At 36.1% G+C, this 14,082-nt stretch carries 6 protein-coding genes; 4 read left to right on the forward strand and 2 right to left on the reverse strand.

The window, feature by feature from the left end; all coding sequences use genetic code 11:
* Both NNL09_RS02545 and NNL09_RS02550 read left to right on the forward strand, forming a co-directional pair.
* Positions 1-798 (forward strand): hypothetical protein, encoded by a 798-nt coding sequence (locus NNL09_RS02545; protein ID WP_196909022.1) that lies wholly within the window; start codon positions 1-3, stop codon positions 796-798.
* Positions 799-816: 18 nt separating this feature from the next.
* On the forward strand, positions 817-2,058 hold the full coding sequence (locus NNL09_RS02550) for a sodium:proton antiporter (RefSeq protein WP_196909023.1): 1,242 nt from the start codon (positions 817-819) through the stop codon (positions 2,056-2,058).
* Positions 2,059-2,119: 61 nt separating this feature from the next.
* Here the strand turns inward: NNL09_RS02550 and NNL09_RS02555 are convergent, their stop codons facing one another.
* Complete coding sequence (locus tag NNL09_RS02555; protein ID WP_196909024.1) at positions 2,120-2,296, reverse strand: helix-turn-helix domain-containing protein; 177 nt, start codon at positions 2,294-2,296, stop codon at positions 2,120-2,122.
* Between the two features lie 295 nt (positions 2,297-2,591).
* Between NNL09_RS02555 and NNL09_RS02560 the strand changes: the two genes are divergently transcribed.
* Entirely contained in the window at positions 2,592-3,491 is a 900-nt protein-coding gene (locus NNL09_RS02560) for a hypothetical protein (protein ID WP_196909025.1), read from the forward strand.
* Positions 3,492-3,788: 297 nt separating this feature from the next.
* Here the strand turns inward: NNL09_RS02560 and NNL09_RS02565 are convergent, their stop codons facing one another.
* Positions 3,789-9,743, reverse strand: a complete 5,955-nt coding sequence (locus tag NNL09_RS02565) for a fibronectin type III domain-containing protein (protein WP_231389134.1) — start codon at positions 9,741-9,743, stop codon at positions 3,789-3,791.
* 747 nt (positions 9,744-10,490) lie between these two features.
* Between NNL09_RS02565 and NNL09_RS02570 the strand changes: the two genes are divergently transcribed.
* Positions 10,491-13,916 (forward strand): amidohydrolase family protein, encoded by a 3,426-nt coding sequence (locus tag NNL09_RS02570; RefSeq protein WP_196909026.1) that lies wholly within the window; start codon positions 10,491-10,493, stop codon positions 13,914-13,916.
* Positions 13,917-14,082: the final 166 nt, after the last annotated feature.

Raw genomic sequence — 14,082 nt, forward strand, 5'->3', positions numbered from 1 at the left:
ATGGAAAATAAAGAGGATGATTTTTACATCGGATATGTTGATAATATTTCTGTTAAAACTAAAAAAACGGTAACGAATTTTGTATTCTTCGGTATACTCACTCTAATAACCATAGCTGTTATTTTTGCTTTTACCCAAAACACTTTTAAGAACAGCACATTCGAACTAACAACCAATACCAAAATTATGGGAGTCTACCACGAGATGCCTTATCCTATGCTAAAAGTTAAAACAGCAGAAAATACCTTTAAAAATATACTATTGCTTGGTTTTGGAAAATCCAGTGCAAATCCATTTCTGAAAAAGATAAGAAATGAAATATCTCAATTATCTGGCAGTATGGTAAGTATTGAAGGGAATCTTATTTACTATAATGGAAAAACATTATTACAAATCACAAACGACGAGAAAATAACGTTGGTTGAAAAAGCAAATTCGCAAAGATTACCTCAAACAAAATCGCTGGTTAAAGACATGGAACTTAAAGGAGAAATCATTGATCCAAAATGTTATTTTGGAGTGATGAAGCCTGGGAAGGGAAAAATTCATAGAAGCTGTGCTGTGCTGTGTATTTCTGGTGGGATTCCACCTGTATTGGCTACTACAGACGAAAATAATATATCAGAATATTATCTAATTACAGATCTAAAGGGAAATCCGATCAATAAAAAGATACTACCCTACATAGGAAAGCCATCATTACTTACTGGTAATATAGTACAATTAGAAGATTGGTATCAATTACAAATAGATGTTAATACCATTAAGGACTTAAACAGGCCTTCAAAAATATATTAATATAAAACCTTAGAAAACATGTTACAATCTTTCAGCATCATTTTTGCTATCGCTGCTTTCTTCAACTTTGTGAACTATAAGTGGCTTAAACTACCTACTACAATTGGTTTGATGCTGATGAGTTTGGCTACGATTCTAATCATAACCATTAGTAAAAGTATTATCCCAGAATTCTATCAGTTTTTTTGTGATATTGTTACTAATTCTGATTTCAGATCTTTACTGCTGGATGGGATCTTAAGTTTTCTTCTTTTTGCAGGAGCGTTACATGTAAACATTGACGAATTAGCAAAAGAAAAATGGCCCATCCTTTTATTTGCAACACTCGGTGTAGTGATTTCTACTATAATTGTAGGTGGATTAACCTTTGGAGCCGCACAATTGATTGGCCTCGAACTTCCTTTTCTGCATGCTCTACTATTTGGTGCATTAATTTCTCCAACAGATCCAATTGCTGTAATGGCGATTCTTAAAAAGGCAAATATCGCTAAAAATCTAGGCATCAAAATTGAAGGAGAATCCCTTTTTAATGATGGTATTGGAGTAGTAGTTTTCTCTGCAATATTGATTCTTGCAGGGATGGGAGAACATCCTATAGAAGGTTCTATAACCTCTGAAATAGGTAAACTCTTTCTTGAAGAAGCTATTGGTGGAATAGTGTACGGAGGATTACTAGGGCTTATTGGATATCAATCTATCAAATCTGTAAAAGACAATCCGCAATTGGCAGTAATGATTAGCCTGGCAATTGTGATGGGTGGTTATGCATTTGCATCCCTTATTCATGTTTCGGGCCCATTAGCCATGGTAGTTGCAGGAATGATAATCGGTAATAAACTAAATATTGCTACAAATAAAGGGGCGACCAGAAAAATGCTTAATGACATTTGGGAAGTACTTGATGATGTTTTTAATGGTATTTTATTTGTACTTATAGGGTTAGCTATTCATTTATTAAAATTTGACCTGAGTCATCTTATTCTAGGAAGTATAGCTATCTTGATTGTATTAATTTCGCGATTTATTTCTGTATTTATTCCCTACTCTTTACTGAAACATTCAGAAAATAGCCCTATAAAAACGGTGACCATATTAACCTGGGGAGGTTTAAGAGGAGGAATTTCTATTGCGTTGGCATTAAGTTTGACAGATAATCCCTCTTCAGAAATAATTCTATATATAACATATGTGGTTGTATTATTTTCTATAATCGTTCAAGGATTAAGTATAGGGAAATTAGTTAGACAATTATACCATTAAGCTATAATTATGATTTCAGAAAATATGAAAGGTGTATACACTGTTATAAAATTAATCAGAATTATATCACATTAGTTATACCAATCAATTTTTCCATATCTTTAATGAGCATTGCATTCTCTTTGATTTCAATAACTTCTTCTTCTTTAAAATCATGCAAAACTCTAACCAAAGACTCTATAGATGTTCCTACTATATTGCTATGATCTTTTCTCGATAATCTAATTCCGTCATTCATAATTGTATCTTCGTTAAAGAATTCTTTTAACTTTATAAGTCGATAATGCTATTTTTTTCACCCTCACAAGATGCTAACCCATATATTAAGTCCAAAATAAATACTTAAAAAAATTTGATTTCATAATAAGTTGAGTTTATAATTTTATGTGTTCAAAAATATAAGCTTGTTAGTATTTTTTGTGCTATATCCATCAATAAAGAATATGATATTTATCAATTAATTTATTGACTATTGAATGGTTCAAACCAGAATAAATCGATATTTTTAAAGTATTAACTATCACACAAAACTCATGACACAATCCTCTAATCCACGACATAAATTAATTACTATTTTAAAACTCTCTACTTTTCTTATTTTTTTGGGCAGAGCCTATCAACACATGGTTTGGGATGCCCCTTACAGAACTTTTTTATGGGACGAAAGTATTCTAAAAAGTAGTGTTGAAACCATTTTTGGTATCACCTGGAATGATTATGTGACCAGCCTGTCTGCTGCTAATTCTATTTCTTTTTCTATAAAAGTAATAGGCATCTTTTATCTCACTTGTGCTATCATTACTTTAATGATAAAACCCAACATGAAAAAAACAGGTAAATTCTTTCTAATTGGCGGAAGTATTGGCCTTTTTATTTTAGCGCTTTTGTATTGTAAAGAGAAGTTTTTGCATGTAGGGCAATTTTTTGAATATACAATTCAATTTATGACTCCGGTACTTCTTTATATGGTAGTATTCACCTCTATAGAATTTAAAAAAATACGCTTAATTGCTCTTATTGCTATTGCGCTTACATTTAGTTGTCATGGTTTGTATGCTATCGGATATTATCCCAGACCAGGTAGTTTTATCGACATGACACTTAACACCTTACCTATTAGTGAGCCTAGTGCACATGCTATGCTAAAAATTGCAGGCATCCTCGATTTTGTAGTAGCCATTGCTATTTTTATTCCCAGAATATCGTATGCTGCCTTAGTCTATGCCTTTGTATGGGGAGGGTTGACTGCAATAGCCCGACTGGTAGGTCATTTTCACATTGCTTTTCTATGGAATTCATTTAGTCAATGGACCTGGGAAATGTTGATTAGACTGCCTCATGGTTTAATCCCCTTGTTTGTGATGATTGCAGATCGTCCTAATGCACGCTATCTAAAGAAACTTTCTTTTAGAAAAACCCCTCAGACTGTATGACTCATTCGCCATTATATTTAGAATAAGTTCAGTTAATCATCTTTATACAATACGCCATATTCTTTTTCTATACTTTAATTTTTAATGAGTTGAACTACAATTTTTGTTATGCTATAGAGCACTTTGAAATGGAAAATGAATTTCACACTAACCTTCTTTCTTCATAATCTGGTCAATCATCAAGCTTAAAAAAACGACGATATTCGTTGAACAAATCTTGGAGTATTAATCCTTCTTAGAATAAAAAAACTGCCTGAACATACGTTCAGGCAGCTTACTACTAGTAAGAAAGATAGTTTATCTTTTAATAAACTTCTTACTTTCCTCTCCTTTTCTTGTTTTGATAACAATGAAATATACCCCTGCATTTAATTTATCAATAGCATAGGTTGTTGTTTCTGATTTAAAGTACACTTTATCAACCATCCTTCCGAACATATCTCTGATAATAGCTTCAGACCTATTGGCCTTAGTATAATTAGGATATTTGATGTGTAATACACCAGATTCTATCGGATTTGGATGGATTTCCAGTTTTTTCTCTACAACACTGTTCTTGTCTACTAATGAAATATCATTTCTTTGAGCAACAGCTGCGATAGTATGTGGATTGTCAATAGTCACAAGACTACCTCCTGCAGGGTTCCAAACATCGATATTGGTAGGTAAAACAAACAAGTTGTTATCACTTAACTGCCCTACACTACTCGCATTATCTACTTTAATAGTTCTAAGTTCTATCTTGTTTTTATCGATCCATAACCACTTAAACTGGTTAAAGGATCCGGCTGCTCTTGTCCAGTTTTTGGTATCTGAAGCATTACGTAAAGGAGCTCCCCAACACCCTTCACCAACATAGATTGCTCTATTTGGATCACTATCTGCTCTTACAAATCCTTCATCACTTCCTGTACCTGTTGATGGGATAATAGGCCAGGTACGTTTCACAACATGAGAATCACTCTCCATCACCAATTGCACAGCATGAGTATAAAAAGGTTTGGACCAAGCATCATACTGATCGTTTTGTTCTGATTTACCAGGTTCATGAGGTCTTGTCGATCTGTGATATTGAGCTACTGCCCAGGTGTGATTAGCAGAATTGGATGCTAAATCATTAGCTAACCAGGTTCCTTGTGTACCTGCTGGTGTTACTTCTGTATTTAAGGTATAGGTTCTCATCAGGTTACCTCCAAAACTCAACGCATAATATTCTCCTCCTGCAGCAGTAGGAATATCAAAAAGATCTCTAATATCATTAGAGCTTTCATGATTACCTCGTGCAGCTACAACCGGAATAATTCTTCCATCAGAACCTATGGTTAATTGCCAGTCATCAAACCAGTTTTGCCATTGAGAACTAGATGATGAACTTGTCATATCTCCTCCAAATAGCACAGCGTGTGGTCTGATCTTGGCAACAAGTCTATTCGCATTTTGTCGTGGAGTACGATTGTTTCGGGAATCTCCTCCTGCAATAATTGATAATCGAGTATTGGGATCACTAGGTGCTGTTTTAAACCAAAATCTTTTAGAAACTCCTTCACTATCTTTGATCACAAAATAATAAGCAGTATCTGCCTGAAGCCCTGTTAATCTAGCATAGTTATTATTCATCCCTTTACTAGAAACTGCTCTATCTACAGTTTTGCTAAACGGATATGACGCAGCATTACTTCCAAAATCTGTTGTACCATAATGCACAACTGGATTCGTTCCTCGTACCTGATTCCATCCTATAACCATAGTTGTGGAAGTATTATCTCTCCAGGTTAATCGATACTTTTCTGTTGATGTACTGATTACAGGAGATTCTGTAAAGGTTGCTGTTACTGTTTTATCAGAATTCATTGTAACCGATCCTGGGTTAGTATTGCCTGATAAAGCACCTGACCACCCGCTAAAATCCCATCCTGATGCAGCAGTAGCTGTAACAGTAACCGAGGTTCCTGAGTTGTAGGTTCCACCACCACTTACGGTTCCTTGTCCTGTCGTACTTGTAGTTAAAGTATATTGAACAACATTTGTTGTCGTGGCATTTATAGCAGTACTATTTGCAGATACATTACCTGCTGCATCTTTGGCTCTTACCGTAAAACTATAAGTAGTATTCGCGGTAAGACCACTAACACTATACGTAGTACTGGTTGATGAACCAATACTTGCTCCATCCTGATATACATCATACCCTGTGACTCCTGTATTATCTGTCGAAGCATCCCAACTAAGATCTACTGATGTATTTGCAATATTAGAAGCTGTTAAATTTGTTGGCACCGTTGGGGCTTGTGTATCAGGAACAATAGATATGATCTTCACATTATCTATTGCTATATCACTACTCCATCCCGATCCTGTAGTTGCTTTAAATTGTAACTTGATTACAGATCCAGAATATGTAGCAAGAGATACAGTAGCTTGGTTCCAAACATCTCCCTGGCTACCATTCCTCGACCATATAGAAGTATACGTAACTCCATCATCGGTACTTGCCAAAACTTCCATATTACCCATGGCAGTTCCTTGCATATGATATCCAAATTCTAATGATCCGTTAGGAACTCCTGTCAGATCAACACATGGACTGTTTAGCATAGCTACTTTATTAGGGCTACCTGCCGGAGTAACATTAGTCGAAGCTTCGGTATACAGATAGAATGAACCATCTTGCCCACTTGCAGGACCAGTACCGTTAGATGGGGTCCCTCCTGAATCTCGGGTCCAATCGATATCATCACCTGTAGCATTGGTCCAAACTCCTATACCGGATTCGAAACTCTCACTGTATGGAAAACTACTAATCCCAGCACAGGCTGGAGTAGCTGTAGTAGTAATATTGGCAACATTACTGTTTCCTGATACATTACCTGCCGCATCTTTAGCTTTTACCGTAAAACTATAGGCTGTTGAAGCAGTAAGACCCGTAACATTAAAACTAGTTGTGGTTGATGTTCCAATACTATTACCTCCCTGAAAAATCTCATATTCGGTAACTCCTATATTATCTGTAGAAGCAGTCCAGGATAAATCTGCTGTTGTTGCTCCAATATTGGAAGCTGCTAAACTTGCCGGAGCACTTGGTGCTTGGGTGTCGGGTGTTGTAGAAATGATCTTTATATTATCGATCGCTATATCACTACTCCATCCTGATCCTGTAGTTGCTTTAAATTGTAACTTGATTACAGATCCAGAATAGGAAGTAAGTGCAACAGTAGCTTGGTTCCAAACATCTCCCTGACTACCATTCTTTGACCATATAGAAGTATATGTAACTCCATCATCGGTACTTGCCAAAACTTCCATATTACCCATAGCAGTTCCCTGCATATGATATCCAAATTCTAATGAAGTATTTGTAACTCCTGTTAAATCTATACATGGACTGTTTAATAAAGCTACTTTATTCGGACTACCCGCTGGAGTAACATTAGTCGAAGCTTCGGTATACAGATAGAATGAACCATCTTGTCCACTTGCAGGACCAGTACCGTTAGATGGGGTCCCTCCTGAATCTCGGGTCCAATCGATATCATCACCTGTAGCATTGGTCCAAACTCCTATACCGGATTCGAAACTCTCACTGTATGGAAAACTACTAATCCCAGCACAGGCTGGAGTAGCTGTAGTAGTAATATTGGCAACATTACTGTTTCCTGATACATTACCTGCCGCATCTTTAGCTTTTACAGTAAAACTATAGGCTGTTGAAGCAGTAAGACCCGTAACATTAAAACTAGTTGTGGTTGATGTTCCTATACTACTTCCTCCCTGAAAAATCTCATATCCTGTAACTCCTATATTATCTGTAGAAGCAGTCCAGGATAAATCTGCTGTTGTTGCTCCAATATTGGAAGCTGCTAAACTTGCCGGAGCACTTGGTGCTTGGGTGTCGGGTGTTGTAGAAATGATCTTTATATTATCGATCGCTATATCACTACTCCATCCTGATCCTGTAGTTGCTTTAAATTGTAACTTGATTACAGATCCAGAATAGGAAGTAAGTGCAACAGTAGCTTGGTTCCAAACATCTCCCTGACTACCATTCTTTGACCATATAGAAGTATACGTAACTCCATTATCGGTACTTGCCAAAACTTCCATATTACCCATAGCAGTTCCTTGCATATGATATCCAAATTCTAATGAAGTATTTGTAACTCCTGTTAAATCTATACATGGACTGTTTAATAAAGCTACTTTATTTGGACTACCTGCCGGAGTAACATTAGTCGAAGCTTCGGTATACAGATAGAATGAACCATCTTGCCCACTTGCAGGACCAGTACCGTTAGATGGGGTCCCTCCTGAATCTCGGGTCCAATCGATATCATCACCTGTAGCATTGGTCCAAACTCCTAAACCAGATTCGAAACTCTCACTGTATGGAAAACTACTAATACCAGCACAGGCTGGAGTAGCTGTAGTAGTAATATTGGCAACATTACTGTTTCCTGATACATTACCTGCTGCATCTTTAGCTTTTACAGTAAAACTATAGGCTGTTGAAGCAGTAAGACCCGTAACATTAAAACTAGTTGTGGTTGATGTTCCTATACTACTTCCTCCCTGAAAAATCTCATATCCTGTAACTCCTATATTATCTGTAGAAGCGGCCCAGGATAAGTCTGCTGTTGTTGCCCCAATATTAGAAGCTGCTAAATTTGCCGGAGCACTTGGTGCCTGTGTATCTGCGCTTACTACAACCCCGTTAACAATCAATGAAAAATCCTGAGAGCCATTAGTTAGAGTTCCTTTGTGAGTAACTGTAACGGTATATGTTCCTGCAGTTAAAACAGCATCTATTTTTTCGACATTATCTCTAAAATTATCACCTTTTTGAGCAGGATCCGTATAGTTATTAAAACTTCCGTTAGGTACCATTACCCAAGGAGAATAAGTAGTATTGTTACCAGTCACACGAACATCCAGGTCATTTACCAATACAGGTGTATTTCCTGAACCTATTGCTCCTGCGGGGTCATTCCATACGATAGTCAAAGCTAATGGGGTAGATCCATTAGAAATAATAGTTCTGGTATATGTACTTCCGTTATTTAAGGTTAACTCATCCATAATAGATGTGTTACCATTATTAGTGATCACCTGGGCAGCTCTTTCTGCATTCACCAGCCCCCATCCACTCGCAAAATCTGGACCATCATTAGCTCCCATTTCATCAGCAGTATCAATAATCAATCCTTTAGCTGTAGCAGCCCTCATATACACTCCATTAATATTTTTATAGTGCTCTTGTAACAAAGCAATAGTACCTGCAGTTGCCGGAGTAGACATCGAAGTACCGCTCTTAGTACCATAATCTGTATTATTAGCACTATCAGAAGAATATACCGTAGTACCATTATTAGTAATATCTGGTTTAATTCTCCAATCATCAGAAGGACCGTAGGAACTAGATGAAGACATACTTACAGAAGAAGGTCCTGTATAGTTTAGTACATCATTACAATTTCCGACAACCAGTAAATTCTTTGCGAGCTGGTTTGTTTTTACTACTCCATAATTATTTCCACTATTTCCCGCAGATTTACAATGCAGGTAAAATGGAGCATTATGAGTGACTTCATCCATATCGCGGGCAGTAGCGTCATAAACACCTGCCGAACCACTCGGAGTATTAGAGTTATTAGCCAAAATTCCTCCGGCAGCTGCAAATGAAGCAGCTTCTGTTACCATCCCAGAAGCTGTATAGTTTTTTATAGTTGCTCCAGAAGCCATTCCTCTGGCAGCAGGATCGGTACCACTGGCAATTAATGTACCTCCTGTATGTGTCCCGTGACTGGTAACAGATCCCCCATCGCCTCCATTAGAAGCTCTGCCTCCAAATTCCTGATGAGACGGTCTGGCATAACCACTTTCCCAGACACCTATTTCGATACCAGCACCAGTAAGATTGAGGCCAGATGAACCTCCTGCCCAAATTTTATTTGTACGTCCCGAAGCAGCAGCATCAACATTATCATCATATGCATAAATGGCTTCACCTTTTTCATTAAAAGAATAAAAAACTCCTAATCGACCATCTGCAGTGGTCTTAGTAAGAGGAACTTTTTGGTTAGCAATTTTGGCCTTATTGGCATTATTTACATTATTAGACCTGTCAACAATGCTTTGTAAGGCTTGTAAATTGGTCTGCTTTTTAATATTCTCTCGGTCATTCTGATTTTGTGCGTTAACGAATATCGAAAACAACAAAAAAGGAATAAGGAGGAATATGCTCTTCCTTGATTTCATGAGTTGAGTTTTAATTAATTAAGATTGTGTGTATAGAAAAATTAGTTTAAGATTTTTATCAGAAAAATCTTTTATGTCTAAAAAGACATTGGGTTCGGGGAATCATGATCTTCGTTTGGTTACTTCTGGTTTTTTGAGTATTCATAGGTTTTAATTTGGTTACTAATTAAAATGACTGTGTCTATTTATTATGACGTATTAATCATAATCACCCCCTAGTTCATTATTTTTTTTATTTAAATAAAGCTTTTACTATCAATAGATTATAAACCACCACCACAAACTACATCTATCCTGAAGGTAGTTTATCATTTTTCTTAAACTGAATTCATTTTTTTATAAAAATGCTATGTGTTTTTATAAAGCTGTAATCCAGTTTTTTCTCTTTCTACATTTAGAAGTGTAAAATTGTAATAAATGATAGTATATAAATTTAGAGATGAAGGTATTTCTCCGCTTGTCATAAGCTTGTGTAGATTTGTGGTTAATAATGATTCAAAAATACTTTCTTATCATCATTCAAATTCTCGAATTAATCAACCCAAATCCTGATATTTATCAATTGTTTTTTTGATAAATGTCAGTTTAATGGCTTCATTAAAGATGATTTTTCTAATTTACCGTTAGAGAACTTAAAAAGGTAAATACATTTCACAAAACTTTAGTATTTAGGGTTTTGAACAAGAGCAGAGTCCATTAATTTATTGTTTATATTTACTTTTCAAAATAATTCAACATTCACAATCAATGAATTCACATATCACTCTAAGGGTTACTTCCCTATTTTTATTTTTATGTACGCTCACTACATTTTCTCAAAATGCTAAAAAGGAAAAAGATTCAATCAAAAAAGCAACTAAGGAACTTCCTTTAGAGCCTGAACGTACAATATCTTTTACAACCGATCAGGGAACCTGGATTTCGCTAGATGTAAGTCCGGATGGAAAAACTATTGTTTTTGATCTTATGGGTGATATTTATTCTATTCCAATTAGTGGTGGTAAAGCAACACAAATTACTAGTGGTATGGCATATGATGTACACCCCAGATATAGCCCTGATGGTAAGTCTTTGGTTTTTATCTCAGATAAAAGTGGTTCTGATAATATCTGGACTCTGGATCTTGCTACCAAAGAGGATAAACAGATTACCAAAGAAGAAAAGCACAATTTCTTTTCTGCAGAATGGACTACCGATGGCGAATATATTATAGGAGGTAAAGGCCGTAGAAATATTAAACTACATATTTATCATAAAGAAGGTGGTTCTGGTGGTCAATTGTTTGAAAAACCTAAGGATATCAAAGCCATTGATCCTGCTTTTAGTGCAGATGGTAAAGTATTGTATTTCTCTCAGCGTAAAGGTTCGTGGAACTACAATGCTCAATTACCACAATACCAAATAGGTACTTATGACATGGAAGATGGTGATATGGCGGTAATAACCTCTCGATATGGTTCTGCTTTCACTCCTACTTTATCTAATGATGGCAACTGGTTGGTGTACGGTACTCGTTTTGAAGAAGAAACCGGACTTGTATTACGAAACTTAAAAACTGGAAAAGAACGATGGCTAGCATACCCGGTTCAACGAGATGAGCAAGAATCGATTGCTCCTCTGGGAGTGCTTCCGGCTATGTCATTTACTCCTGACAATAAGAACTTAATTGTTTCGTATGGTGGAAAAATATATGCTGTTTCTGTAGAAAATAATACTGCCAAAGAAATCCCTTTTCAGGTTAATGTAAACCTTGACTTAGGACCAAAACTAGCTTTTAAATACCCTATAAAAGATACTGAAAATGTATTGGCAACCCAAATTCGTGATGCTAAACCATCACCAGATGGTTCTAAACTGGTATTTACCGCGTTGAATCGGTTATATGTAATGAATTTACCAAATGGTACTCCCAGACGTTTAACTACAAATAATTTTACAGAAGCACAACCTACCTGGTCTCCCGATGGAAAACATATCGTATTCACTACATGGAAACAAGGAGGTGGTCATTTATTTAAAGTAAGTCATGATGGTCGCTCTGCGCCTATACAATTAACCAAACAACCCGGTATTTATACAAAACCTTCATGGTCTTATTCTTCAAATAGAATTGCATTTCATCGAGGAGTAGCTCAGACATATGATGATGCAATTGATCCATTTTCAAATAGAGCCCAAGAAGATTTAGTATGGATAAATGCTAATGGAGGTATTATCAATATGATTGATAAAACAAAAGGAAGGCAAAGTCCTCATTTTACCAAAATAGATAATCGCATTTATTTAAGTAGTAATGAAAAAGGGTTAATTTCTATTCGCTGGGATGGATCTGATGAAAAAGAGCACCTAAAATTAACCGGAATCACTACTCATGGTTCTCAGGATGTTTTTGGTAAAGATCATCATGAAAATAATATTGATAGTTATATTTCTAGTGCATTACCATCTGCAGAAGAAGGGTGGCGTGATAAAAGTAAAGCTTCCAAGCCTTCAGAAATACAAATCTCCCCAGATGGGAAAACTGCACTCGCTTTAATTAATAACGATATTTATACGGTAATTATTCCTCGATATGGTAAAACACCTTCGGTTTCTGTCGCCAAAGTTAGCGGAGCTGCGTTTCCGGCTATGAAATTAACGGTTATGGGTGGTGAATTTCCTACCTGGTCCTCGAACAGTAAAAAAGTACATTGGTCCCTGGGGGCAAGTCATTTCAGGTACGATCTAGAAGCAGGAAAAAAGTTTAACGATAGCATAACTGCGGCCAAGAAAAAAGAAGAAGAACTTAAGGAAACAGAGAAAAAATCTGGTACTACAAAAACAGACAAGAAAGAAGATGAAGAAAAAAAGAAAGATCCAAAATTTGAAGCTGAAGAATTTAAAATTAAAGTAAATTATAAAAAGGATATTCCTAAAGGAACTTTATTATTACAAGGAGGTCATATTGTTACTATGAAAGGATATGATGTTATCAAAAAGGGAGATATTCTTATAGAGAACAATAGAATTAAGGCTATTGGTATTTCGGGAAGCATAACAATTCCTGCAGGTACACAAACCATTGATGTTTCAGGAAAAACATTAGTTCCTGGATTCATTGATACTCATGCCCATATGTGGCCTAATTGGGGTGTACATAAAAACCAGGTGTGGATGTATTCTGCAAATCTGGCCTATGGCGTTACGACTACCAGAGATCCGCAGACCGGTACAACCGATGTTCTTACCTATAGTGATATGGTAGAATCTGGTATGATTCATGGTCCACGTGTATATAGTACTGGTCCGGGAGTTGGATTTTGGAAATATCAAATCGAAAGCCTGGATCATGCCAAAGATGTATTAAAGCAGTATAGCGAGTATTACAATACCAAGAGTATTAAAATGTATTTGGTGGGCAATCGCAAACACCGACAATGGATCATGATGGCTGCAAAAGAATTAAAACTAATGCCTACTACTGAAGGAGGCTTAGATTTTAAACTAAATATGACTCAGCTTTTAGACGGCTATCCCGGTCATGAACATTCCTTACCTATTTACCCTATCTATAAAGATGTTGTAAAAACCGTAGCAGATTCAAAAATGGCAGTAACACCTACTTTATTAGTATCCTATGGCGGGCCTTGGGCAGAAAATTATTATTACTCACGTGAGAATGTTTGGAGCGATCAAAAAATTCAATATTTCACACCTTATGAAGAATTAGCACAAAAATCCAGAAGAAGACCAGGCTGGTTTATGGAAGAGGAACATGTATTTAAAAAACATGCAGCGTTTATGAAAGAATTGATAGAAGCAGGTGGTTTAGCCGGAATAGGAAGTCATGGACAATTACAAGGACTCGGATTTCATTGGGAATTATGGTCTGTGGGTAGTGGCGGAATGAAAAATCATGATGCTCTTAGAGTTGCTACAACACTTGGAGCCGAAGCACTGGGATTAGATAATGATTTGGGAAGCATTGAAGTCGGAAAACTAGCCGATATTTTAATTTTATCAAAAAACCCATTAGAAAATATCAGAAACACAAATACATTAACTCATGTAATCAAAAATGGAAGAGTGTATAATGCAAATACATTGGATGAAGTATGGCCAAAAAAACAAAAAGCAGAAACTTTTCATTGGCAAACCAAAAAACCTAATGGATTACCCGGAATTAAGAAGTAGGTATGTGAAAATAGAGTTAATTTCAATAAATATTTGGAAAACAATAAAGAAACTATTAATATTTGCATAACAAAATGAGAAACAATAGACTACATATTAATCCTAAAACATTGTATAAACAATGTGAGTATCGTAGGGTAAATACATTATCCCCACAAAATAGGAT

The organism is Aquimarina sp. EL_43 (assembly GCF_943422735.1).
In the GTDB taxonomy this organism is placed as follows: Bacteria; Bacteroidota; Bacteroidia; order Flavobacteriales; family Flavobacteriaceae; genus Aquimarina; species Aquimarina megaterium.